Here is a 24842-nt window from a genome sequence, read left to right on the forward strand (position 1 = left end):
AGGTATATTGTAAAAACTCATTATTCTTGAATACTAGTATATAATTTAGAATGCCAAATATTCCTACTATTAAATACATAATATGTTCTGTGAAAATGTATGGAGTTTTGAATATCAAAAATAATAAAGCATCTAATCCATAAAATAATAAAACAAATAAAAACAAAATAAACATAAATGTTGCAAAAACTGGAATATCCGAATGAGCTTTGTCTTTTAAAAAACAATATATAGAACAGCAGAATCTTTTATATAAAATCATATTATTTACTTTTTATTTATATTCCATATTTGATTTTCTCCTGCTCCATAGATTATACTTGCAGCCGCTCCCCAAGGCCTCTCTTCAGATAAAATGTAAATAGAAATGATAATTCCCGTCAATAATAGTTCGCATTCTCTTGGGAAATAAACTTATTTGCCGTGATTGTAAATATCCAGCGCGTTGTTCAATTTATCTTTCTCTGCTTTCCTTAACGCTTTAGGATTATCATTGACCAATGGCATAATATTTTCTTTCGTAATTTTTAAAATTGGAGCGCCATTTCCTTTTTGTACAGCAGATATATAAGGAGTTCCTAATTCAGGCACAATAGCAAATTCATTGATCCTTCCTTCGGAAACTTTGAAAAGCCAGCAGGAATCGTTAAATGAAGGAATCCCTGAAATCTTTATCCCTCCATCTCCTATGATGTAAGCTTCTTTTGTATCAGCCGGATAAAATTCTTTTTCCCCGTCTTTGCCTTTTAATACTAAATAAGTAATCCCTTTTTTACTGTGCATTTTTCCTTTGCCTGTAAATGTGTAATCGTTCTTTAATACGACAGTATAGTTATACTTTTTAAATGATACACCTTTACCGCCGCCAAAATAAAACGGCATATAAGTATTTTGATAAGTAGTTACGTTGCCGTAAGGTGTATGGATTGTCGTTGGCATGGGAGCGCCGAACTGTGCCTTTACGTTAACAGATATGAAAGCAATTGAAAAAAACAGAATAACTTTTTTGAACATAATTTGCATTTTTAAAATTAAAAGTATAGTTTAATTGTAAATTAATTAGTTTATCCTGAACTTTATAAGTTCACAAACATCAACATATTTGATACACTACAACAGACTTCCTTCATTAAAGGGGTTTTTATGCCTTAAAATTCAATGCCGCCGTAATTATCCTTTCCATACAATACTGTTTTATATTTTCTTAATCAGTTACAATTCACGCCCCATAAGCATTACAGAGAATATCAACATATCTGATACATTACCCTACCGATACGCTTCCTAAATTAATCTATTATCTTTAGCTCTTTGCAATAAAATCTCATTGCATCTTCAGATATCATAACTTGATAGTCAATATTTTCCCACTATTTTTTAGGTATATCTTGAATTATAACTGAAGATAGTTCAGAACAAGAATAATTTTCTGAGCTTATCTCTAATCCAGACACATTCTTAAATACAATCCTTTTAAACTTATTTTCTTCAAGCTCTAATTCAATGTATATGGACATTTCCATATTCAATTTGGTAAAGTTTTCAATTATAATTTTTGTAATTGAAAACTTTTTTCTTAATATTTCTATTATTTCATTCATTTTATGCTTTTTATTCCCGCCATGGTTCGTGTCCTCACGAACCACTTATAAACCTATCAAAAAATATTAAAATTCATTTCTCAAATCTTTTATGAAAGAAAAATCTTTTTTACCATCTTCGTAAAACCTCGCCGTTGAATATTTGTAGTCGCAAGGATGATTAACCAATTGCCAATGTTCTGCCAAAGGATTATTATGCAAATAATCCAACTTTTGATAAGCAACTTCCTGTGTAAACAAGTGAATTGCCAACGGGTCGCGTTGCCAAAATTCATAATGCTTGTTTATCGCATTTACTTTATACAAATGTAACTTTCCGGGATTAGTTTTAAGCAACAGTTTTTTAAATTCATGAGCCGTGTATTTCAAGAAAGAGCCTTGCACGGTTTCTTTCCGTTTTTATGTTTTGCACGCCAAATAAAATGCACATGATTCGGCATAATGATAAAAGCAAAAATATCCGCAATACCTTTCTCATTCAAATAATTCAATGAACCGATAATTATTTCTTTATACAAATTATTTTCCAAAAGCCGGTACCAATTATTAATGGTCGCTGTCCAAAAGAATATATCGCCGATTTCCATATACGATTTGCGCTTGGGTATGAATATACTTTTGTCCATATTGAAGATATTTTCGTGAGTTTTGCTGGTTCGTGAGGACACGAACCAAGGCAACAGACTTGCCCTGCGGAATAAGTCGAACAGCTCGTGCAAAACTACTCATTACTTTTTATCTTTTTCAACGTATCAATTATCGGTATTTCAACTTTCTCCGCCTTTCCATCCATTGAGTAAAATTCTAATTCAGATATTTCATTATTGCCATATAAAATAACGCCATTAACATAGCCATTTTTATCTTTACCGTAATAGTCTGCAATAATTGGTTGATTTGTTCTAATAGTATCATTAAAAGAATTTCCTAACATAATAGTCGGGCAATTGCCACAACCACACCTTCCTATTACCTTGAGATTATTTATATTAGATAATAATTCGGTTTTTTCTTTTTCTAATAAAAACTTTATAATCTCAACTTCGTTTTGATTTAATTCGCGTTTGTATTCAATTGCATATTTCATATAAGGTATTTTAAATTCACTTCATCCTTTCTAACTCCTGCTGCATCGCAATCATCTCATCTCTTAGTTTCGCAGCTTCCATAAAGTCCATATCTTTCGCGGCTTTTTCCATTTTCTTTTTGGTTTGGGCAATCGCTTTTTCGAGTTGGGGAATGGTGCGTTTAGGTTTGTATTCAACTTCGTCTTCGGCAACTTGTCTTTGCACAATATCGTCGTCATAACCGATTGCATAACTTCTGTGTTCGTCAAAACCTTTAATATCCAAAACAGAAGTCTGCGCAAAAACCTGTTCTTTACTTTTAGCAACCGTTTTCGGAATAATGTTGTGTTCGGTGTTATAAGCAATCTGTTTTTCGCGGCGACGATTGGTTTCATCAATCGTGCGCTGCATACTCATCGTAATTTTATCGGCGTAAAAAATAACCTTGCCTTCCGCGTTGCGCGCCGCGCGTCCTGCGGTTTGCGTAAGCGATTTTTCGTTCCTTAAGAATCCTTCTTTGTCCGCATCCAACACGGCAACCAACGTAACTTCGGGCAAGTCCAAACCTTCACGTAAAAGGTTCACGCCAACGAGTACGTCAATCTCGCCCAAACGCAGCTGGCGCAATATTTCCACTCGGTCGAGCGTGTCCACGTCGCTGTGAATGTATTTGGAACTGATATTGATTTTGTGCAGGTATTTATCCATTTCTTCCGCCATGCGTTTGGTCAAAGTCGTAACCAAAACGCGCCCGCCTTTTTTAACCTGCTTATCAATTTCGTCCAACAAATCATCAATCTGGTTAATGCTCGGACGCACTTCAATCGGCGGGTCAAGCAAACCTGTCGGGCGAACAATTTGTTCCACCACAACGCCGCCTGTTTTTTCCAATTCGTAATTGCCCGGCGTAGCCGAAACAAAAACCGTTTGACCAATCATGTTTTCAAATTCATTAAAGCTCAATGGACGGTTATCAATCGCACTCGGCAGGCGAAAACCGTATTCCACCAACGTTAATTTACGGCTTCTGTCGCCGCCGAACATTCCGCCGATTTGCGGAATGGTTTGATGGCTTTCATCAATCACGCAAACAAAATCTTTCGGGAAATAATCGAGCAAACAGAAAGGTCTTGTTCCCGCCGCGCGGCGGTCGAAAAATCTTGAATAATTTTCAATGCCGTTACAATAGCCGAGTTCGCGCATCATTTCCAAATCATATTCCACGCGCTCTTTGATGCGCTGCGCTTCAATCAGTTTATTTTGTCGGGTAAAATAATCTACCTGCGCCATCATTTCATCCTGAATTTCATACGTGATTTGCTGCATCATGTCTTGCGGTGCGAGATACAAATTCGCAGGAAAAATCGCAGCGTTATCGGTACGCGCAATGCGCATATTCGTAATCACGTCAATGGTTTCGATGCTCTCGATATAATCGTCAAAAAACGTGATGCGATAGCCATAATCCACATAAGGCAAATTAATATCGACCGTATCGCCTTTCACGCGGAAACTGCCGCGAACAAAATCAACCTGCGTGCGGTTGTACAATGAATTGACCAACGAATGTAAAAATCCTTGCCGCGAAATTGCCTGCCCTTTGTGAATGCGAATGATGCCGTTTTCCACCGCTTCGGGATTTCCGATACCGTAAATGCAGCTCACGCTCGCAACAATCACAATGTCGCGCCGTCCGCTCAACAACTGCGCCATCGCCTGCAAACGAAGTTTGTCCAATTCTTCATTAATGCTCAAATCTTTTTCAATGTAGGTGTTGCTCACGGGCATATACGCTTCGGGCTGATAATAATCGTAATAGCTCACGAAATAACCGACGGCATTATTCGGAAAAAATTGCTTAAACTCGCCGTACAACTGCGCCACCAAAGTTTTGTTATGCGTCAAAACGAGTGTGGGACGCTGAACGTTTTGAATCACGTTCGCCATCGTAAACGTTTTGCCCGAACCCGTAACGCCGAGCAAAGTCTGGAACTGCTCGCCGCTGTTGAGTCCTTCGGTCAATTGCTTGATTGCCGACGGCTGGTCGCCCGACGGCTTGTATTCGGAATGAAGTTCGAAAGGCATAAGACAAAGCTACGCCAATTTGAAAATTTGAGAATGGGATAATTTGAAAATGGATGTCGCGAGAACTTTTTGCCACAAAGAAAATAAGTCGCTAAGAGGCACAAAGGAAATTACTTTGTGTTACTTCGTGTTTTTGTGTCTTCGTGGCAAATGAAATATCTTTGCACCATGAAAATCATTCCGCTTTCAGAAGGCGCATTTACCATTGATGCAAGTAAAAAATTCATTCCGTTTAATTCCGAAAAAGACAATCTGCAAGAGCGCGCTGTCGGCAGTTTGCTGGTAGAAATTCAACCGTTTCTTGTCATCACTTCAAAAGATATTTTGTTGCTCGATACAGGCTTGGGCTTTATGCAAAACGGAAAACTGCAAATCCACGAAATATTGATGCAGCAAGGTATTGGTGCGAATGGAGTAACCAAAGTATTGATGTCGCATTTGCACAAAGACCATTCGGGCGGCATCAGTTTTGAAGATGGAAACGGCGAAAGAAAATTATCTTTTCCCAATGCAAAATATTATGTGCAGGAACAGGAATTGGACTTTGCATTAAACGGAAATCATCCTTCCTATAAAAAAGAAGATGTTGAAATTCTGAAAGATAATCCGCAAACGGTTTTACTCAACGGCGACGGAAAAATTGATGATTATATTTCGTATCATTTGACCGGAGCACATTCTCCTTTTCATCAGGTATTCTGGATTCAAGAAGATAATGAAACTGTTTTCTTCGGCGGCGATGATGCTCCGCAACTCGGACAAATGCGCAAGCGATATATTGCCAAATATGATTTTGACGGAAGAAAATGTATGGAGCTTCGGCAGCAGTGGTGGACGCAGGGCGAGCAGGAAAAATGGACGTTCTTGTTTTATCACGATGTGAAATCGCCAATGTTTAAATTTTAACCACATAGACACATAGAAAGTTTGTTTTAAGAATAAGAATTAAAATGTGATTGATATTTGAACGAACAAGAAATCATAGTATTTTCATCGAAGATGAAAATCTAATGTGTTGCTTTATTTTCGCTTCGTTCAACTATGCCAAAAGCTATGTTTCTATGTGGTTGATTTAGTTTATAACTTTTGAGATTTTTTTTAGTGGCGCGATAAGACTAAAGCGCCACCACTATTCAAATTGTGATATGCATTTATTGTAAGAACTGCTGCAAAAATAGATTGCTCTTGCTCACTTCATTTACGAAATCGGGAAAAACCATTTACGAAATCGGGAAAATTTTGGGTTTCATGCAAAGACACAAAGGTGGTAATTGTAAAAGAATCTATTCTCTGTGTCTTTATTTCTTTGTGTACTCTGTGAGAAAATTTTCTTTGCGTGAAACAAACCTTACATTTGTATATGTTCCAAAACCTTTTGAATTGGCGTTATGTGCTTGTGCTGATTGCTGTTGCGATAGTGATTGGCAGCTTGTTTTATTCGCGCCATCTTTCCGAAAAACTCGCAAAGATTGAAGAAAAAGAAATGCACATTTGGGTAGAAGCACAAAAAGAAATTGCTGATACTTCTTCGCAAACAAACTTAAATCTTTCATCATTAATTTCTTCTGAAAATCGCGATATTCCTATCATTGAGACGAATGAGCATGACAGCATTGTGTCGAGTAATAATCTTGATACAACAGAAATTGCACATGATGAAAATTATTTAAAAAGAAAATTATCCTCATTCAAAAAACTGCATGAACCGATTTTGGTTAAGCTGAATGATGTTGAAAATAAATATTATTACGGCGAAAGCCGCTTGCAGCAAGAACTTCGGTATTTCCCGATTGTGCAATTATTGATAGTTGCGCTGTTCATCATCATCTTAATTGTTGCGGAAAGAAACGCGCACAAAAGCACGCAAAACCGTTTGTGGGTGGGTATGGCGAAAGAAACTGCGCATCAACTCGGAACGCCTGTTTCGAGCCTCGAAGGTTGGACGGAAATACTGAAAAATATAGAAGGCAACGAAACGGTTGTGCCGGAAATGGACAAAGATATTCAGCGGTTAAAACTCATCAGCGACCGCTTTGCAAAAATTGGCAGCGTACCGAAATTGGAAGGGAAAGATATTGTGGTGCAAATTCAAAATATGGTCGAATACATTCGTAAACGTGCAGGCGGCAATGTGCGTTTTTCTGTGGATGCTTCGCAAAACCCGCTCTACGCGCAAGTTTCAGCGCCTTTGTTTGATTGGGTAATTGAAAATTTATTGAAGAATGCATTGGATGCAATGGACGGACAAGGTGCTATCAGCATAAAAATTCAGCAACAAGCGGATGATATTTTTATCGATGTTTCCGACACGGGTAAAGGCATTCCGCACGCACAATTCAAGAAAGTTTTTATACCCGGATTTACGACGAAAAAACGTGGTTGGGGTTTGGGTTTGGCATTAACTAAAAGAATAGTTGAAGAATATCATCACGGAAATATTTTTGTAAAATCGAGTGAAGTTGGAAAAGGAACGACGTTTAGGATTGTGTTGAAAGCGTAATTCGCAACTTATTAAAATAGAGTATGATGAAAAATGCATCGAGAGTTTTTTTATTATCAATTCTAATATCATACATATTTCTTTTGCTTCATAACGAATATGAAAAAATTTTGCTTTATATACCTTTGTTTTTAACAGGTTCGATTGCGTTGTTTGTATTTAATTTGATTTTCGTGTCATTATTAAAACTTAATACTCATTCATCTTATCCAATAGCATTTATTCTTTCAATTATCGTAATGAATATAGCAATAGCGTGGCTTAGCGGAAATAGCTTTGTAGATACAATTATTGGATTTTATAAAAGTAATGACCAACTTACTTTTGGTTGGGCATATACAATAGCAAACTTTGTAGTGTATATATTTAGTTGGAAAATGAGAGATTGAAAAATTGCATTTTTTGGTTTTTATATTGAAATAAAACCTCTTCATCTGTGGCCTTTAAAAAAATCGCCGGTTTTCTGTTTTCAATGCCGGCAAAAGTTCCATTTTACAAAGTAAATTCGTTGTTGATAATAAAAATCATAAATCCTTTAACAATCCTGCATTATCTTCCAAAAGCTGTATAACTTTGCAGCGTTTTATTTTCAAAGTCATGGTAGATTTATCAACCTTTAACCCCGGCGAAGTAGGTAACCCGGAAAACGGTATTTTTGGTTTGCCCTTTAATACAGTGGAAGACGCGCAGGTAGTAATATTGCCTGTTCCCTGGGAAACTACAGTTAGCTTTGGCGCAGGCACCGCGCGTTCTATAGAGCCTGTTTTAAAAGCAAGTCTTCATATTGATTTGTTTGAACCCGATTTTCAAAATTGCTGGAAAAAGGGATTTTATATGCTCGATGTGGACAAGAAAATTCTTACCAAGAGTGATTATTTGCGCAAAGAAGCCGAGCTGTTTGTTGATTATATTTGTCACGGCGACGAAGTCGAAAAGAATACTTTCATGTGCAAAAGTATTCGCGAAATAAATCAGGGCGGCGAATATCTGAACAATTGGGTATATGAACGTGCCATTAATTTATTGGACAAAGGAAAACTTGTAGGCGTACTTGGCGGAGACCACAGCACGCCTTTTGGTTTTATAAAAGCGCTCGCCGAAACCAAAGGCGAATTTGGTATTTTGCAAATTGATGCGCATTGCGGGTTGCGCAAAGCTTATGAAGGCTTCGTACATTCTCATGCGTCTATTATGTACAATGTGCTGAACGAGCTTCCACAGGTTACAAAATTGGTACAAATTGGTGTGCGCGATTTTTGTGAAGAAGAATGGGATTATGTTCAGGAGCATAAAGACAGAATTACCACGTTTTTAGACAGAAGTATTAAAGAGCGGATGTTTGAGGGCGAAACGTGGCAAAAAATATCCGACGAAATTATTGAACAGCTTCCGCAAAATATTTATATCAGCTTTGATATTGACGGGCTTGACCCGAAACTTTGTCCTAATACCGGAATGCCGGTACAGGGCGGATTTGAGACTGCACAAATATTTTATCTCATCAAAAAACTGGTTGCCAAAGGCAAAAAAATTATCGGCTTTGATTTGGTCGAAGTGGGCTCTAATCATGTAACCACCGATGCTTATGTGGGCGCGCGCGTGCTTTGGCAATTGTGCAACTGGCTTACGCTTAGCAACAGTTAATTTATGCCATCAAAAGAATACGATTATCTCGTTACGCTGAAAAAAAATATCAGCAACAATGCGATTGATTTGATTTCGCGCTTGTTGCTGTTGATTGCTTTTTGCGCATTGCTCTATATTGGTTGGGTTGTTTCCCGTGTTGATACGAAATCTGCAATTATTGCATTTACTATTGCGGCTTTCACGATGTTTTGGAGGATTTATTGTTATCTTTCAAAAGGGAAAGTTTACTATCGATTGGCATTGTTTGCTGTAGGCGTAAGTTTTCTTTTTCTTCCCTCGCCTTCATATTTTTCATGGATTGGCATATTTTACATTCTTGCAGGATTGTTGGAAAAACAAGCTAAGTTTCCGCTGGAAATAGGCTTTGACGATAGTGGCATTGTTATTAATTCAATTCCCGTAAAAAATTATTTGTGGAAAGAATTAAATAATGTTGTGATGAACGGCGGCTTGCTCACGCTTGATTTTAAAAACAACAAATTATTTCAGAAAGAAACACAGGATGTTGTTTCAAAAGATTTGGAAAGCGAGTTTAATGCTTTTTGCAAAAAACATCTGACCGAATAAATTATAACGAACGATTCATGGAAGAAAACTTCGGTATCTCTGTTTTCTGAATTAATTTTACAGCACACATTCAAACAATAAGACAAATGAGCAAAATATTGGTTACAGGCGGTTGCGGCTATATTGGCGCGCACACGGCGGTGGATTTAATGGAAAACGGATTTGAAGTAATTTCTATTGACGACAACTCTCGTTCCACAACATTGCTTGCCGAAGGCATCGCAAAAATTACGGGTAAACCTTATAAAAATTATAAAGTAGATTTAAAAAATTTTGACGATACCCGCGCCGTCTTTCAGGAAAATGCGGACATCACGGGCATCATTCACTTTGCGGCATATAAAGCTGTAGGCGAATCGGTAGAGAAACCTTTGGAATATTATGAAAATAATATGGAAGCGTTAATTAACGTATTGAAATGTGTGCGTGAATTTAATATTCCAAATTTTGTGTTTTCGTCTTCTTGCACGGTTTACGGCAGTCCGGATGTGGTTCCTGTAACTGAGCAGTCGCCCATTAAGGAAGCCGAATCTCCTTACGGAGCGACCAAGCAAATGGGCGAAAAAATCATTCGCGATTTTGCACACATAGCGTCAACCAATACTGTTCTCTTGCGTTATTTTAATCCTGTGGGTGCGCATCCGTCTAATCAAATCGGCGAAATTCCTTTGGGCAGACCGCAAAACTTAGTTCCTGCAATTACACAAACAGCAATTGGTAAACTGCCCCAAATGGTTGTTTTCGGTGCAGATTATCCTACGCGGGATGGAAGCTGTATCCGCGATTTTATTCATGTTTCCGATATTGCGCACGCACACACATTGGCTTTGCAATATTTATTGGCAAATAAAAATCAATCCAAAACCGAAGTATTCAATCTCGGTACAGGCAACGGCGTTACGGTTCTCGAAGCTATTAAAGCATTTGAAGAAGTAAGCGGCGAAAAGCTGAATTATATAATAGGCGCGCGCCGTCCCGGAGATATTATGGCAATATTTGCCAACAATCAATATGCGGTGGATACATTGAACTGGGAAATAAAATACGACCTCAAAGAAATGATGCGAACGGCTTGGGCTTGGGAGCAGAAAGTGAAAAAAGAAGGCTTGCTTACAACGGCGCAAAAATCTGCTTTGAATTAATATTCATTTAAAACGAAATGAATTACCTTGCAGACAAATTTGAAAAATATATTATAAATCAATTATCATTATGGCATCGTTACAAGATATTCAAGTACAGAATGAAAAAGAAACCCGCGCAGGATTTGGCGAAGGAATTTATGAAGTAGCAAAAACTAATAAAGACGTTATTGTTCTTACTGCCGACCTCGCAGGTTCGTTCAAGTTAGGACCTTTTCAAAAAGAATTTTCCGACCGTTTTCATGAGTTTGGTATTGCTGAAGCAAACATGATTGGCGCAGCTGCAGGCTTGACTATCGGTGGAAAAATTCCATATACAACTACATTTGCCAATTTTAGCACAGGCCGCGTATATGACCAGATTCGTCAAAGCGTTGCATACAGCGGAAAGAACGTAAAAATATGTGCAAGCCATGCTGGTCTTACTTTAGGCGAAGACGGCGCTACGCATCAGATTCTGGAAGACATTGGTATGATGAAAATGCTGCCCGGAATGACTGTGATTAATCCATGTGATTTCAATCAAACTAAAGCGGCTACAAAAGCGATTGCAGATTATAAAGGACCGGTTTATTTGCGCTTCGGTCGTCCAAAATGGGCAAACTTTACTCCGGTTGACGGAAGCGATTTTGTAATAGGCAAAGCGCAGGTTTTGGCAGAAGGAACGGATGTTACTTTGTTTGCTTGCGGGCATTTAGTGTGGAACGCAATTGTAGCCGCAAAAACTTTGGCAGAAAAAGGCATCAGCGCGGAAGTGGTAAATATCCACACCATCAAACCTTTGGATACAGAGGCAATTATCAAATCTATTACAAAAACGAAAGCTGCCGTTACTTGTGAAGAACACAATATTTGGGGCGGTTTGGGCGAGAGTGTCGCACACGTTGCTTCAAATAATTTTCCTGTGCCGATTGAATTTATCGGAACAAAAGATACATTTGGCGAAAGCGGCACGCCGGCAGAATTGTTGGAAAAATACGGCTTAACGCCGCATTACATTGTGGACGCTGCAGAAAAAGCTATCGCAAGAAAGTGAGCATGATAGTTTTCTCGTGCAGAGAAATTGTGAAGCGAGCTTCCGTTCGGCAAAAAACAATTACAGCGAAGCTGCAAACGAAAAATATATACGAACGAAAGAATGCATAATATTTCCCGATAAAATGTCTGTGGAATAAAACCTGCCTTTAATTTGGCAGGTTTTATTATATTTGGGACTATATAAATTAAAATTGAAAAAGTCTGTATGCAGCAGCTGGACGATGCAGAACTCTTAAGCCTTTTCAGGCAAGAGGAAACAAAAGAACGTGCTTTTACCGGTATCGTAAAAAAATATCAGGAAAAGTTGTATTGGCATATTCGTCGTATGGTTGTAAATCACGACGATGCAGATGATGTACTGCAAAATGTTTTTATCAAAGTATGGAATGCATTGGGCAATTTCCGCGAAGACAGTCGTTTATATACCTGGCTGTACAAAATTGCTACTAATGAATGCCTTACTTTTTTGGAACAGCAAAAAAGAAAATCATCGGTTTCATTCGACGAAATGGAAAGCGGCTTATCCAATAAAATCAAAGCCGATGATGGATTTGATGCGAACAAATTGGAGTGGAAACTTCAACTTGCTATTCAGAAGTTGCCCGAAAAACAGCGTATCGTATTTAATTTGCGGTATTATGAAGAAATGCCTTATGAAGAAATGAGCAAAGTACTCGATACGAGTGAAGGTGCACTAAAAGCAAGCTATCATCACGCGGCGAAAAAAATTGAAGAATATATCAGGAATGAGGATTAAACTTTAATGCTTGTTCGCCGTCAAACAGAAGATTTTAACAGAAAATGGAAATAATAGACAGAAATATGGACGAGTTGAATAACGATTCCATCCTGCAAAATATTGACAGGACGGATTTGCTGTTTAATGTGCCTAAAGATTATTTTTCCGGATTTTCAACGAAGCTGCTTTCGGCATTGCGCCTGAAAAGTCTTGATAGGAACAATCATTATTCTCTTCCGGATAATTATTTTTCGACATTTCCCGACAAGATATTAAACAAAATAAAGACGGCTTCTGAAGATGCAGAAGACCTTTCTTTTCTTGACAGTTTGCCCAAAGGAAATGTATATACTGTTCCGGATGGCTATTTTGATAATTTGACAGTTGACATTCCTTCAAAGACAATAATGGAAGAAGCCGGTGCAAAAGTAATTCAGCTAAGACCACGAAGAAATGTATGGCGTATGGCAGTGGCGGCAGCAGTTATTTCGGGTGTTGTTTTAAGTGGTGGTTTGTTTTTAGAAAACAGAGGAGTCCCTTCGGAAAAACAGCACCGTTCATACGCATCGGTTATTGATAATAGTGCAAACATTCAAGAAGATTTATCTAATATAAGTACCAACGAAATTGCTAATTATCTGAACACTCCCGACCCGTCTGACAACGATACAATTATCGAAGGAGCCGGCGTGCAGGAAGCAAAAAAAGCCATGAGCGAAATGTCGAACGACGAAATGGAAAATTATTTGGATAAAACGCCTACGATTTATTAATATTCGAATTGCGGATATATCCTCAATTTTTGACGGTTATTCGGAGGATTTATTTAAAAATTCATTTGTTATGAAAAAATTTGTTATAATTTTATCTCTCTTCGTTTTTCCTTCTTATCTTTGTCAAGCTCAGGACACTGCGTTGAGAAACAGGCAAAAAGTCGAAGAAGTAAAAAGAGTCTTTTTTACCCGTCAACTCAAATTAACAGTACCGGAGTCAAAAGCATTTTGGCCAATCTATAACCGTTATGATGCAGAAATAAGAAAGGCGTGGCAGCAGAGTAATGGAAATAAAGATGTGTTTATGGAAAAGGCTGCAATTATAAAAGACAATTACAGAAATGCTTTTGCAAATATCCTTCATTCACACGAGCGTGCAAACGACGTTTATAAGGCAGAACGAACTTATAGGATAATGCTGAAGAATGAACTTAAAGGAAGAGATGACAGGCAGCATAGATGAAATTTTATATAAAAACGATATTTAACTTTTAGGTGTTTTTCATAGGTTAGCAACAGCCGCGCGTTTCTACGCATTGGCTGTTTTTTATTTTATATATTATTGATACACTTAATTTTGAGCAATCGTTTGTTTGATTTTTGTTGGACGAATAAGCAGACCTTTATCTTAAATAAAACACGGCAAAAGAAATTAAATTAATGATGGCATCGGCAATAACAGAGGCTTTTGGTATTGATGAAAAATTCGACCTACGGAAATTGTCAACAGGATTAATTAACCAGACATACAAAATCACTCCTGAGAAAGGAGGCAGCTATTTGCTTCAACAAATAAATACAAAAGTATTTTTAGAGCCTTTGGCTGTCCAAAAAAATTATAGAATTATTCAGCGCCATTTATCGCAAAAAGGAGGTTTTCATCTTCCCGAAATTGTGCCTGCCCGCAACGGAGAACTCATATTCACGTATGATAATATTGTTTGGCGTTGTTTTGAATTTATTCCGCATACATATAGTCCGGCAGTTTCTTCCAATCCGGATGAAGCATGGCAAGTCGCAAATTGTTTTGGAAAATTTTCTGCAGAATTATCCGACCTTGATACAAAAAAATTGTCGATTATTCTACCCGGTTTTCACGATTTAGATTTCAGGTTTAAACAATTTGAAACAGCTGTCAAAGCAGCCGTGCCGGAAAGAATGAAAGAAGCGAAACGCTTTATTGAACAGGCATACAGCCACAAATTGTTCATAGAATATTATCAGAAAATTGCTTCAGCAAAAAAGCAATATCCGCTGCATACGCTGCATCACGATTGTAAGATTGCCAATATTCTTTTTAAAGAGGGAACGAGTGAAATATATAGTCCGATAGATTTAGATACCACACAACCCGGATTGTATTTTTCAGATTTCGGAGATATGATTCGTTCCATGGCACCAAATCTTTCAGAGAATGAGACAAATATAAATGAGTTAATTGTGCGGAAAGATTTCTATGCCGCTATAAAAGACGGCTATCTCCATTCGATGCAACTTTATTTAACGAAAGAGGAATGGGAAGACATTGATATGTCGGGAAAAATTATCGTATATATGCAGGCGCTGCGTTTCCTTACCGACTATTTGAATAGTGATATTTATTATCATATTGATTATCCCGAACAAAATAAAGACAGAGCTGCCAATCAGTTTCAACTGCTTACATTGCTGATTGACTATACAAAACACTTGTCCGAAAAGAAAATATACTCCGGCAGTTAATTTCACTCACATATTTTCCTTTTGTTTTCCGCTTACAGAATGAATAATTTTGTTGAATGAATTCCTCAACACCATTAGCGGAACGACTGCGCCCCGAAAATTTGGACGCATTAGTCGGGCAAAAACATTTGACGGGAAAAGCCAGTATTCTCCGTACGGCTATAGAAGCCGGCAAAGTTCCTTCCATGATTTTGTGGGGACCGCCGGGTGTAGGCAAAACCACGATTGCAAATATTATCGCACATACTTTAAATGTTCCGTATTATCAATTGAGCGCCATTAGCAGTGGCGTGAAAGAAGTGCGCGAAGTGTTGGATAATGCAAAGAAACAAGTAGGCGCAATTTTGTTTATTGATGAAATTCATCGTTTCAACAAAGGTCAGCAAGATGCTTTGCTCGGCGCTGTTGAAAAAGGAGTCATCACTCTGATTGGTGCGACTACGGAAAATCCGTCTTTTGAAGTGAACTCGGCTTTGCTCAGCCGCGCACAAGTCTATGTGCTAAAACCTTTGACTGACGTGGATTTGAGAGAATTGTTACAAGTTGCTATTAAGCAAGATATTTATTTACAAAAATTAAATATCGAATTAAAAGAAACTGAAGCCTTAATTAATATTTCGGGCGGCGATGCGCGCAAACTGTTGAATTTACTGGAACTCACAGCCTCCTCTAACTCCTCCAAAGGAGGAGAAATAATCATTACAAATGATTTAGTAATAAAAACTGCGCAGCAAAAAATTGCTTTGTACGATAAGAAAGGCGAACAGCATTATGATATTATTTCTGCGTTCATCAAAAGTATGCGCGGCAGCGACCCGAATGCTGCAGTGTATTATTTGGCAAGAATGATTGAAGGTGGCGAAGATGTAAAATTTATTGCACGACGCATGGTCATTTTTGCGAGCGAAGACATTGGCAATGCGAATGCAAATGCGTTGCTGCTTGCCAATGCGACCTTTGAAGCCGTGAACAAAATCGGTTATCCCGAAGCGCGCATCATTCTATCGCAATGCGCGGTATATCTGGCTTCCAGCGTAAAGAGTAATGCAAGTTATGTAGCCATTAATAATGCTTTGGCTTTTGTGAAACAAACCGGAGATTTGCCTGTGCCATTGCATTTGCGCAATGCGCCGACCAAGCTGATGAAAAATTTGGGTTATCACAAAGGCTATGAATATGCGCATGATTATGAACATAATTTTGCAGGACAAGAATATTTGCCGGAAGAAATTTCAGGAACGAAATTTTATGAGCCAGGCAAGAACGCAAGGGAAGAAGAAACGCGGAAATATTTGAGAACGTTGTGGAAAGAGAAGTATGGATATTAATTTGAAAATTTGAAGATGTGATAATTTGATAATTATCGGCACAAGCATTTTCAAATTTCCAAATTCTCAAATTTTCAAATTGCTAAATCCCAAACAATCCATCCAAATAATTTTCCTTAAACTCAATAAATGTAGGACTGCTGCCTGATGGCGAAAGGTTCGATGTCTGGCATTGAAACAAATCTTCCACCAACTGGCGCATTTCTTTTTCAGTTAAAATTCGTCCTGCTTTCACAGCGTGCTGGCGCGCAAGACAACGCACAATTTTTTCCCTTTTGGAAAATTTCACTTCGCTGTTGAAATGCTTGTATTGTTCGAGCAGCAACTCAATCGCTTTGGTTTCGTTGCCATTTAGTAAATCCGCAGGAACGGCTGTAACAGAAAAAATATTATCTGCAGATTTTTCGATGATGTAACCAATTAATTTTAAATCGGGTAATAATTCTTCTAACAAAGTTTTGTCGGCAACGGAAAGCTGTAATGCAGAAGGCATCAGCAATTGCTGCGATATGGCAGAATGACGATGAACCGTTTGTTCAAATCTTTCATACAAAATTCTTTCATGCGCAAGTTGCTGATGAATGAGTACAAATCCGTTTTCGGCGGGAGCGAGAATGTAGGTTTGCAATACTTGCAGCAAAGGCGCACCTTCAATAATTTTCTTTTCCTGCTTTGCCTTTTCGCTGCTCAAAAAATCGTATTGCGCAAACGCAAAATCATCCTCGTGCTTTTCATTTTGTAAAAAAGCATCTATTTTTTTTGACGATGAATTTTCTTTTGAAGGCGTGTAAAAGTCTTGCCAATGCTGCAATTCAGCCTTGTTGTCCGATTCTATAAAGTGCGCCTGGTTGCGTTGCGTAAATGTTTTAAACAAATTGGAAGTTGCTGCGGATTCCTGTTCTTCCTTATTGAAAGGCTTGTTGATTGCATCGAGTTGCTGAATATCCGCATTCAGCGAAAAGTCCAAAGACGGCGCTATGCTTGCCTGCGCGAGCGCGTGCTTCACGGCAGCTTTTACAAACGCGTAAATAATTTTTTCGTCTTCAAATTTTATTTCCTGCTTGGTCGGATGAACATTAATATCAACCTGTGCAGGGTCGATTTCTAAAAACAAAACATACAACGGAAAATTTTCTTTCGGAATCAATTCGATGAAAGCGCCGACAATCGCGTGGTTGAGATAAGAACTTTTGATAAAACGATTATTGACAAAAATATACTGGTCGCCGCGCGTTTTCCTGGAAACTTCGGGTTTGCCGATAAAACCGCTGATGTTGATATAATCCGTTTCGTCTTTCAAGGCAACTAACTGTGCATTAAGATGATTGCCCAAAGCCTGCACTACACGCTGTTTTAGCGAACCAGCTTCGAGATGAAACACCTCTTGTCCGTTGCTTGTCAGTGAAAAAAACAGGTGCGGAAAAGCCATTGCTACGCGGATAAATTCTTCAATAATGTGGCGCAATTCGGCAGCGTTGCTTTTTAAAAAATTTCTTCGTGCAGGAACATTGAAAAATAAATTTTTCATGCTGATGCTTGTACCGAAAGGCGCAGCACAAGGCTCTTGTTTTATAACTATACTATTCTCAATTTCGATATAAGTGCCCAATTCATCTTCGGCGCGGCGCGTTTTTAATTCCACCTGTGCAACGGCTGCAATAGATGCCAACGCTTCGCCGCGAAAGCCCATTGTTTTGATGTGAAACAAATCGTCAATCTTTTGAATCTTACTGGTGGCGTGCCTTTCAAAGGAAAGCCGTGCATCGGTTTCGCTCATGCCTTTGCCGTTGTCAATCACTTGAATCAACGCTTTGCCCGCATCCTGAACGATTAATTTTATTTCGGTAGCGCCCGCATCCACCGCATTTTCCAACAACTCTTTTACAGCGCTCGCCGGGCGCTGAATGACTTCGCCTGCGGCAATTTGGTTTGCGATGCTATCGGGTAATAATTGAATAATATCCACGTAAAATTTCCTCTTTTCTTTGGAGCGAAGTTAAGAAGTATTTTGCCACTAAGGCGCAAAGACGAGGAGGTGTACGAAGTCTTTGTGTTTTGCTGCATTTTTTAAAATTCAATCGTATAAAACCCTGTGTGTGATATTGAATTATAATTCCATAATGGACCATTTTTTAAAATATCAATCGCTTGCTGATCTCTTTCATAGGACAAACCTTTAATGATTTTAAAATCAGTCAAACGACCGTCGGGTAAAACGCTGAAACTTAGTATTACCGTACCTTTCGTGCCTGTTGTGTCTGATTTTTTTACAGCGTTTTCAACATAATCTTTGAACTTTTTCCAACTGATTTGCGGGTGGACAATTGAAGTGTCCTTTTTCAATTTTGCAAAAGATAAATTATTTACGTTTCTCTTTTTCGTTGTAATCAAAATTACGCCGTTTGCACCTCGTGAACCGTAAATAGCTGTTGCTTTTGAGTCCTTCAGTATGTTGAAACTTGCTATATCTCGCGGATTGATTGAATCAAGATTACCGGATGAGCCATCAATCAATATAAGCGGCGCGGTTTTATCTAAAGAATTGTTTCCACGAATCATCATATGATTGTCTGTTGCTGCAACAGCGCCTGTAATGCTTTCTTTTTTTTGTGTACCGTAACCGACAACAACTACATCGTTCAGGTTGGCGGTTGTAGTATCAACAACAATTCCGGCGACTTTTCCTTGCAATGTAGAAGCGAAAGATGAATCGCTAATTTTTTTTGATGGAATTATAATATTTGCAGCAACAAAACTTTTGTTATTAAATGTATTGTTCTTAGCAAGAATTAATTCTTTTTCGGGGAAGACTTTTTTATATGGAGACGGGAAAGTATCTCTGATAATTTTCATTTCTTTTTTTCTTAATGCCACAATTTTTGAAGTTGTATCAGTTTGCGTAACAACCGATGACTGCGTATCGTTATTAATCACAACAGGTTGCTGAATATTTGCATTTTGCACAATTTCTTTTGCAATATTTTGTGTCTTGTTATTTGAGTTATTCAATACGAAAAAAACTCCGATGCCTAAAAGTAAGACGATGGAAGCTGCAATCAGCCAAGGTTTCAGGTTGAATGATTTTTTTGAAACACGATTTTTCAATCTTGTTTGTAACTCATTTAAATCATAAGGCACATTATTTGAATACGTGAAAAAGCCTTCCATCGCTTCGGCAAGAAACGGATCTTCCAGTGCGCGTTTTTCCAAAGCGTGCATGGCTTTCGCATCGAGCTTGCCTGCGAAATAATCTTTAATCAGGTCGATATTTATTTCTTCGTTATTCACTGTTTTTGTCCATACAGAGTTTTAAATTTCTTCTTCCGTTTTGAATATAGCTGCGCACTTTGTCGGTCGCATAACCTGTAATTTCCGCTACATCCTTATAACATTTTTCTTCCAGATAAAATAGTTGTATTGCCGTACGTTGCTCGTGATTCAATGTTTCCAAACACTTTTCCAAAAGCGAAAATGCCGCTTCTTTTTCAGTATGATGCTCCATTGCGGGCAATTGCATAAAATCATCTTTCAGTTCTGCATTATTTTGTCCCGGATTTTTGCGAAGCTGCATCAGGCAAAAATTTTTCGCAACCACGTGCAACCAACTTTTGAAGTTTTCCACATGATGTTTTTGCAATTTGGTTATCAACTCTTCAAACAATTGCATCACAGCATCTTTAGTGTCTTCTTCATTTTTCAGATACTTCAAACAGACGCCGTAAACCAACGCCATATATCGCTCGTACAAAGCTGCAAGCGGTTTTAAATCCTTGCTGTTTTTGTACAAAGCAATCAGTTCGGCATCGCTATATTGGTCGAATGTAGATGTCTGTTTTTCAAATTGCATAAAGTAATTGCAAGGTAATTAATTGTTATCGGTTATTTGTTTTCAGTTCGTTTTGTTCGTTCGGGATTTTTTTTTAATTATTTATGTAATTTCTCAAAACGCTGCATCATAAAGGAGAAACAAAAATTTTATACAATGAAAAATTTAATTGCCTTTATTACAGTTGCATTTTTATGTTTTTCTTTTCTACCGCAGAAAAAAATCATTAAAGGAAAAGTAACTGACCAAAACGGAATGCCGTTAAGCGGTGTAAGCGTTATTAGTCTTTCTCAAAATCACAGAGCTGTAACGGATTCAAACGGGAGTTATCAAATAATGATTTCCGAAACCGATGAATATTTGACATTTTCATTCATCGGTTATAAAAACCAAACAATAAAAATCGGTAAGCAAAAAACAATCAACGTAACGTTGTCAATGGATAATGCTGCGTTGAACGATATTGTGGTAATTGGCTATGGAACGCAGAAAAAAGAAATGCTAACCGGTGGAATTGCAGTAAACAGCTCTTCTCAAAATATTATGATACGTGGAAGAAGCAGTTTGCCAAATGCTTATAGTTACTACGTTTCACGCGATGAAGAAAGTTATGCGCATACTGATGAAAACAGTTTTAAATATGCAAATCTTGCGCCGCTTTCTACCTTTTCAATTGATGTGGACAATGCGAGTTACAGCAATGTTCGCCGCTTTATCAACGATGGAAATCTGCCGCCGCAAGATGCCGTGCGTGTGGAAGAAATGATTAATTATTTTAAGTATGATTATCCGCAACCGGCGGGAAAAAATCCTGTGAATATTGTTACACAGGTTTCAAATGCTCCTTGGAATCCGAAGCACAAGTTGGTGCAGGTCGCATTGCAGGCAAAAACAATTCCTACGGAAAATTTACCGCCGAGCAATTTTGTTTTTCTGATTGATGTTTCAGGTTCTATGAACGAGCCGAACAAATTGCCTTTGTTGGTTGCATCGTTAAAAATGTTTACAGATAATCTGCGACCGAAAGATAAAGTTGCCATTGTTACTTATGCCGGAAATGCAAGCGTGGCGCTGACTTCAACGTCTGCCGAAAATAAAAAGCAAATTAAAGACGCGCTCGACGGCTTGTCTGCTTTTGGTTCAACCAACGGCGCAGGCGGTATTGAAAAAGCATATCAAATTGCTTCGGAAAATTTTATCAAAAACGGCAATAATAGAATTATTCTTGCAACGGACGGCGATTTTAATGTGGGAATGTCGAGCGATAATGATATGCAAAAACTGATTGAACAAAAACGCCAATCAGGAATTTACTTGACTGTGCTGGGTTTTGGAATGGGCAACTATAAAGACAGTAAAATGGAAACGCTTGCGGATAAAGGCAATGGCAATTATGCGTACATCGACAATATGCAGGAAGTACGCAGGGTGTTGTTGAACGAATTTGGCGGAACGATGTTTACCGTGGCGAAAGATGTGAAGTTGCAAGTAGAATTTAATCCTGCGAAAGTTCAAGGTTATCGCTTATTGGGCTATGAAGACAGAAAATTGAATGATGAAGATTTTAATGATGATAAAAAAGATGCGGGCGAAATGGGTTCGGGACAAACGGTTACGGCATTTTATGAAATTATACCAGCCGGTATAAAAGATACTTTGCTGAAAAATATGGATGAATTGAAATATCAAAAGAATGATAAAACTAAAAATTTAGGCAATGAATTATTGACTGTAAAACTTCGTTACAAAAATCCGAGAGAAAATTCAAGTAAATTGATTTCGGCAATAGTTGATGATAAAATAATCGATATAAATCATGAGAGCAATGACTTCCGTTTTGCTGTTGCAGTTGCGGAATTTGGAATGTTGTTGAAGCATTCGGCATACAAACAAAATTCAAATTATGATAATGTGATTGCTTTGGCAAAATCTTCTAAAGGCAATGATAATGAGGGTTACAGAGCTGAATTTGTTCGGCTTGCGCAAACGGCGAAAGATTTGAAAGGTAATGAGGCGACAGAATAAAAAGAGGGCGTCTAAAAAGGTTGATGAACTCTATGAGAATTGCATAAACGACACTATGATTCCGTCAGGTGTCAGAATAAAAAGAGGCTGTCTTGACTTTTTAGACAGCCTCTTGCATAATATTTGTGCATTTGTGGCTTACTTATCCAACTCATTCTTCAAATGAATAATCTTCGCTACGATGCCTGTCCAGCCTGTTTGATGCGATGCGCCGAGACCTTTGCCATTGTCGCCGTTGAAGTATTCATGAAATAAAATATGGTCGTTGAAATTTGGGTCGCGCTGCATGGTGCTTGTATCGTTTAAGAATGCACGGTTACTGTTTTCGTCTTTTGTAAAAAGGGAAACTATTTTGTCGGATAAGAAATAAGCAATCTCTTTGATAGTTAAAAAATTGCCGCTACCTGTAGGGCATTCAATTTTAAAATCGTCTCCGTAATAGCTGTGAAAACTTCGCAGGCTTTCAATTACTAAAAAATTAATTGGTAACCATACGGGTCCGCGCCAGTTGCTGTTGCCGCCGAAAATGCCGCTGTCCGATTCGCCGGGCAGATATGTTACCGTAAAATTATTGCCGTCAAGTGCGATGCGGTAAGGATTATTCAGATGAAATTTTGAAATGGAACGCACGCCATGCGGACTTAAAAATTCATTTGTATCCAATACACGTTCCAATATTTTTTTCATGCGATGCCCGCGTAGCAAAGACAATAAATGTTGTGTATTATTCGGTTCTTCCCAACGCGAAACGAGTGCGGCAAGTTGCGGTTTATTTTTAAAAAGCCAATTCATGCGTTCGATAAACTTAGGCGCGTGCTGCAGGCTTTCTTCATCAATCACCTCAACGGCAAACAAAGGAATAATGCCCACAATGCTTCGTAAACGAAGCGTTACGCTAATGTCTATGCCATCTTTGGAATGCAGCCGGTCATAATAAAATTCATCCTGATAATCCCAAAGCCCTTTGCCATCGCCGTTGAGATTTTCCATTGCATCGGCAATATTTAAAAAGTGTTCAAAGAATTTAGAAGCCATATCCTGATACACAAGGTCAAACTTGCAAAGTTCCAGTGCAATACGCATCATATTGAGTGCATACATCGCCATCCAGCTTGTGGCGTCGGATTGTTCCAGTTCAACGCCGTGCGGCAATACGGCGTTTCTGTCGAATACGCCAATATTGTCCAGACCAAGAAATCCACCTTCAAAGATATTGTTGTTTTCACGGTCTTTGCGATTGACCCACCATGTAAAATTCAACAGCAGCTTGTGATAAACGGCTTTTAAAAATTCGACATCAGGCTTGCCTTTTATTTTTTCATCCATCAAATAAACGCGCCACGTCGCCCAAGCATGAACAGGCGGATTTACATTGCTGAAGTCCCATTCATAAGCAGGCAACTGTCCATTTGGGTGCATATACCAGTCATGTGTGAAGTGCAGCAATTGGTCCTTAGCAAAATCCGAATCAATTACTGCAAAATTGATGCAATGGAAAGCCAGGTCCCATGTGGCATACCAGGGATATTCCCATTTGTCGGGCATGGAAATAACGTAGTTATTGTTAATGTGCCGCCAACCGGAATTGCGCCCCAGCTTGCGTTCCGGTGGTGGTGGCGGCATTTTTTCATCGCCGTTGAGCCACACTTCCACATTGTAATGATACACTTGCTTGCTCCATAACATTCCTGCAAACGCTTGTCGCTGAATTAATTTTTCATCTTCGTTTTTTATTCCTTGTTGCAACTCTTCATAATATTCATCTGTTTCTTTCTGTCTAAGACTAAAAATTCCGTCAAAGTCGTCAAACACTTTGTTTACCTTGTTTTGATTCAGTCGTAAACAATAAGAAACTGTTCCTTGTGCGGGAATAGTTACATCATAATTAATGCCTGCTTTTGTTCCTTCTTCGTGATTAACGGTGTTTTTAGTTCCATGAATAATATAATCGTTGATGCCGTCTTTTGCATAATTGGAATCGTTGGAAGAATTGTATAAGCGACGATTATTGGTTTCATTTTCGCAGAACAAAACTTGCGCTGCCTCTTTTACGTGCAAATAATATTTTCCAAAATTTTCGTTTTCCAGCAACAATGTATTTTTTGAAATGCAGGTAATATTTGGTTTGTATGAATTATGAAACCAAGACCAATTATTGGCATACCAAACAGTCGGAATAATATTTATTGAAGCATCATTGTTCGATAAATTGTTCACGGTAATCTTTATTAAGATGTCTGTCGGCGAGGCTTTGGCGTATTCGACAATGATGTCGAAATAGTTATCGTCATTGAAAATTCCTGTATCATATAATTCAAATTCCGGTTCATTGCGCGAGCGATTTTTATTTACTTCAACGAGATTGTCGTAAGGAAATGCTGCAATCGGATATTTGTACAACATTTTCATATAAGAATGCGTAGGAGAGGAGTCGAGATGATAATACAATTCTTTCACATCTTCTCCATGATTGCCTTCTTCGTTGGTCAATCCGAAAAATCTTTCTTTCAAAATGGCATCATGCTTGTTCCAGAAACTCCATGCAAAGTTTAAAACGCCTTGTTCATCGGATATTCCGGCGATTCCTTCTTCCCCCCACCGCCATGCTTTGGAGCGAGCCATGTCGTGTGTTGTGGAGTTCCATGCATCGCCGTTTGGGCTGTAATCTTCACGTACGGTTCCCCATTGGCGATAACTCATGTATGGTCCCCAGATTTTCCATGCAGGGTCTTGTATGCGTTTTTGTTCTTCGTTCATTATAAGTCAGAAATTAAGATATTGG

Annotated in this window: 22 protein-coding genes; 12 read left to right on the top strand and 10 right to left on the bottom strand. The window is 38.3% G+C overall.

Annotation, left to right across the window (positions count from 1 at the left end):
* Positions 1–414 precede the first annotated feature (414 nt).
* The 6 genes from A9P82_RS13975 to uvrB form a co-directional block, all read right to left on the bottom strand.
* Entirely contained in the window at positions 415–1014 is a 600-nt protein-coding gene (locus tag A9P82_RS13975) for a hypothetical protein (RefSeq protein WP_156522706.1), read from the bottom strand.
* Positions 1015–1370: 356 nt separating this feature from the next.
* Positions 1371–1601 (bottom strand): hypothetical protein, encoded by a 231-nt coding sequence (locus tag A9P82_RS13980; protein ID WP_156522707.1) that lies wholly within the window; start codon positions 1599–1601, stop codon positions 1371–1373.
* A 66-nt stretch (positions 1602–1667) separates the two neighbouring features.
* Positions 1668–1985, bottom strand: coding sequence for a hypothetical protein (locus A9P82_RS15315; RefSeq protein WP_156522708.1), 318 nt, complete (start codon positions 1983–1985; stop codon positions 1668–1670).
* Complete coding sequence (locus A9P82_RS15320; protein WP_082915363.1) at positions 1967–2227, bottom strand: hypothetical protein; 261 nt, start codon at positions 2225–2227, stop codon at positions 1967–1969. The genes A9P82_RS15315 and A9P82_RS15320 overlap by 19 nt, the downstream gene beginning before the upstream one ends.
* A gap of 95 nt (positions 2228–2322) precedes the next feature.
* Positions 2323–2688, bottom strand: a complete 366-nt coding sequence (locus A9P82_RS13990) for a hypothetical protein (RefSeq protein WP_066208847.1) — start codon at positions 2686–2688, stop codon at positions 2323–2325.
* Between the two features lie 16 nt (positions 2689–2704).
* The gene (uvrB, locus tag A9P82_RS13995; protein ID WP_066208849.1) at positions 2705–4753 is read right to left on the bottom strand and encodes an excinuclease ABC subunit UvrB; all 2049 of its coding nucleotides are present in this window, start codon (positions 4751–4753) and stop codon (positions 2705–2707) included.
* 168 nt (positions 4754–4921) lie between these two features.
* On the opposite strand from uvrB, the gene A9P82_RS14000 reads away from it, so the two are divergent.
* The 11 genes from A9P82_RS14000 to A9P82_RS14055 all read left to right on the top strand — a co-directional run bounded on the left by A9P82_RS14000 (position 4922) and on the right by A9P82_RS14055 (position 16209).
* Positions 4922–5659: an MBL fold metallo-hydrolase gene (locus A9P82_RS14000; RefSeq protein ID WP_066208853.1), complete on the top strand. Its 738-nt coding sequence runs from the start codon at positions 4922–4924 to the stop codon at positions 5657–5659.
* Between the two features lie 430 nt (positions 5660–6089).
* Positions 6090–7253, top strand: coding sequence for a sensor histidine kinase (locus tag A9P82_RS14005; protein ID WP_231891166.1), 1164 nt, complete (start codon positions 6090–6092; stop codon positions 7251–7253).
* Between the two features lie 597 nt (positions 7254–7850).
* Positions 7851–8897 carry an agmatinase family protein gene (locus A9P82_RS14015; RefSeq protein ID WP_066208857.1) on the top strand — a complete coding sequence of 349 codons (1047 nt, stop codon included), beginning with the start codon at positions 7851–7853 and terminating at the stop codon, positions 8895–8897.
* Positions 8898–8900: 3 nt separating this feature from the next.
* Positions 8901–9467, top strand: a complete 567-nt coding sequence (locus tag A9P82_RS14020; RefSeq protein WP_066208859.1) for a hypothetical protein — start codon at positions 8901–8903, stop codon at positions 9465–9467.
* A gap of 86 nt (positions 9468–9553) precedes the next feature.
* The gene (gene galE / locus A9P82_RS14025; protein ID WP_066208862.1) at positions 9554–10609 is read left to right on the top strand and encodes a UDP-glucose 4-epimerase GalE; all 1056 of its coding nucleotides are present in this window, start codon (positions 9554–9556) and stop codon (positions 10607–10609) included.
* 70 nt (positions 10610–10679) lie between these two features.
* On the top strand, positions 10680–11645 hold the full coding sequence (locus tag A9P82_RS14030; RefSeq protein WP_066208864.1) for a transketolase family protein: 966 nt from the start codon (positions 10680–10682) through the stop codon (positions 11643–11645).
* 207 nt (positions 11646–11852) lie between these two features.
* A complete protein-coding gene (locus A9P82_RS14035) occupies positions 11853–12404 on the top strand; it encodes an RNA polymerase sigma factor (RefSeq protein ID WP_197492184.1) in 552 nt (183 codons plus the stop codon).
* 44 nt (positions 12405–12448) lie between these two features.
* Positions 12449–13159: a hypothetical protein gene (locus tag A9P82_RS14040; protein ID WP_066208866.1), complete on the top strand. Its 711-nt coding sequence runs from the start codon at positions 12449–12451 to the stop codon at positions 13157–13159.
* Positions 13160–13229: 70 nt separating this feature from the next.
* Positions 13230–13622, top strand: a complete 393-nt coding sequence (locus A9P82_RS14045; protein WP_066208868.1) for a hypothetical protein — start codon at positions 13230–13232, stop codon at positions 13620–13622.
* A 197-nt stretch (positions 13623–13819) separates the two neighbouring features.
* Complete coding sequence (locus tag A9P82_RS14050; protein ID WP_066208873.1) at positions 13820–14881, top strand: phosphotransferase enzyme family protein; 1062 nt, start codon at positions 13820–13822, stop codon at positions 14879–14881.
* 56 nt (positions 14882–14937) lie between these two features.
* Positions 14938–16209: a replication-associated recombination protein A gene (locus A9P82_RS14055; RefSeq protein ID WP_066208875.1), complete on the top strand. Its 1272-nt coding sequence runs from the start codon at positions 14938–14940 to the stop codon at positions 16207–16209.
* Positions 16210–16291: 82 nt separating this feature from the next.
* Here the strand turns inward: A9P82_RS14055 and mutL are convergent, their stop codons facing one another.
* The 3 genes from mutL to A9P82_RS14070 all read right to left on the bottom strand — a co-directional run bounded on the left by mutL (position 16292) and on the right by A9P82_RS14070 (position 20056).
* Positions 16292–18175, bottom strand: a complete 1884-nt coding sequence (mutL, locus tag A9P82_RS14060; protein WP_066208879.1) for a DNA mismatch repair endonuclease MutL — start codon at positions 18173–18175, stop codon at positions 16292–16294.
* A 101-nt stretch (positions 18176–18276) separates the two neighbouring features.
* Positions 18277–19497, bottom strand: coding sequence for a TonB-dependent receptor plug domain-containing protein (locus A9P82_RS15530; RefSeq protein ID WP_066208881.1), 1221 nt, complete (start codon positions 19495–19497; stop codon positions 18277–18279).
* Positions 19490–20056, bottom strand: coding sequence for an RNA polymerase sigma factor (locus tag A9P82_RS14070; RefSeq protein WP_066208883.1), 567 nt, complete (start codon positions 20054–20056; stop codon positions 19490–19492). Before A9P82_RS14070 ends, A9P82_RS15530 begins: the two co-directional genes overlap by 8 nt.
* A 135-nt stretch (positions 20057–20191) precedes the next feature.
* On the opposite strand from A9P82_RS14070, the gene A9P82_RS14075 reads away from it, so the two are divergent.
* The gene (locus tag A9P82_RS14075) at positions 20192–22060 is read left to right on the top strand and encodes a vWA domain-containing protein (RefSeq protein WP_066208885.1); all 1869 of its coding nucleotides are present in this window, start codon (positions 20192–20194) and stop codon (positions 22058–22060) included.
* A gap of 138 nt (positions 22061–22198) precedes the next feature.
* Here the strand turns inward: A9P82_RS14075 and A9P82_RS14080 are convergent, their stop codons facing one another.
* On the bottom strand, positions 22199–24817 hold the full coding sequence (locus tag A9P82_RS14080) for an MGH1-like glycoside hydrolase domain-containing protein (RefSeq protein WP_066208887.1): 2619 nt from the start codon (positions 24815–24817) through the stop codon (positions 22199–22201).
* Positions 24818–24842 lie beyond the last annotated feature (25 nt).

This window comes from Arachidicoccus sp. BS20 (assembly GCF_001659705.1).
Lineage (GTDB): Bacteria > Bacteroidota > Bacteroidia > Chitinophagales > Chitinophagaceae > Arachidicoccus.

What these genes read in the sequence shown, in the direction of transcription:
- A9P82_RS14020 (WP_066208859.1), top strand. Translation starts at nt 8,901, where the DNA reads ATGCCATCAAAAGAATACGATTATCTCGTTACGCTGAAAAAAAATATC.
- A9P82_RS14055 (WP_066208875.1), top strand. Translation starts at nt 14,938, where the DNA reads ATGAATTCCTCAACACCATTAGCGGAACGACTGCGCCCCGAAAATTTG.
- A9P82_RS14045 (WP_066208868.1), top strand. Translation starts at nt 13,230, where the DNA reads ATGAAAAAATTTGTTATAATTTTATCTCTCTTCGTTTTTCCTTCTTAT.
- A9P82_RS14070 (WP_066208883.1), bottom strand. Translation starts at nt 20,056, where the DNA reads ATGCAATTTGAAAAACAGACATCTACATTCGACCAATATAGCGATGCC.
- A9P82_RS14000 (WP_066208853.1), top strand. Translation starts at nt 4,922, where the DNA reads ATGAAAATCATTCCGCTTTCAGAAGGCGCATTTACCATTGATGCAAGT.
- A9P82_RS14080 (WP_066208887.1), bottom strand. Translation starts at nt 24,817, where the DNA reads ATGAACGAAGAACAAAAACGCATACAAGACCCTGCATGGAAAATCTGG.
- A9P82_RS14035 (WP_197492184.1), top strand. Translation starts at nt 11,853, where the DNA reads ATGCAGCAGCTGGACGATGCAGAACTCTTAAGCCTTTTCAGGCAAGAG.
- galE (WP_066208862.1), top strand. Translation starts at nt 9,554, where the DNA reads ATGAGCAAAATATTGGTTACAGGCGGTTGCGGCTATATTGGCGCGCAC.
- A9P82_RS13990 (WP_066208847.1), bottom strand. Translation starts at nt 2,688, where the DNA reads ATGAAATATGCAATTGAATACAAACGCGAATTAAATCAAAACGAAGTT.
- uvrB (WP_066208849.1), bottom strand. Translation starts at nt 4,753, where the DNA reads ATGCCTTTCGAACTTCATTCCGAATACAAGCCGTCGGGCGACCAGCCG.
- A9P82_RS15320 (WP_082915363.1), bottom strand. Translation starts at nt 2,227, where the DNA reads ATGGACAAAAGTATATTCATACCCAAGCGCAAATCGTATATGGAAATC.
- A9P82_RS14050 (WP_066208873.1), top strand. Translation starts at nt 13,820, where the DNA reads ATGATGGCATCGGCAATAACAGAGGCTTTTGGTATTGATGAAAAATTC.
- A9P82_RS14040 (WP_066208866.1), top strand. Translation starts at nt 12,449, where the DNA reads ATGGAAATAATAGACAGAAATATGGACGAGTTGAATAACGATTCCATC.
- A9P82_RS14015 (WP_066208857.1), top strand. Translation starts at nt 7,851, where the DNA reads ATGGTAGATTTATCAACCTTTAACCCCGGCGAAGTAGGTAACCCGGAA.
- A9P82_RS13980 (WP_156522707.1), bottom strand. Translation starts at nt 1,601, where the DNA reads ATGAATGAAATAATAGAAATATTAAGAAAAAAGTTTTCAATTACAAAA.
- A9P82_RS13975 (WP_156522706.1), bottom strand. Translation starts at nt 1,014, where the DNA reads ATGTTCAAAAAAGTTATTCTGTTTTTTTCAATTGCTTTCATATCTGTT.
- A9P82_RS14030 (WP_066208864.1), top strand. Translation starts at nt 10,680, where the DNA reads ATGGCATCGTTACAAGATATTCAAGTACAGAATGAAAAAGAAACCCGC.
- A9P82_RS14075 (WP_066208885.1), top strand. Translation starts at nt 20,192, where the DNA reads ATGAAAAATTTAATTGCCTTTATTACAGTTGCATTTTTATGTTTTTCT.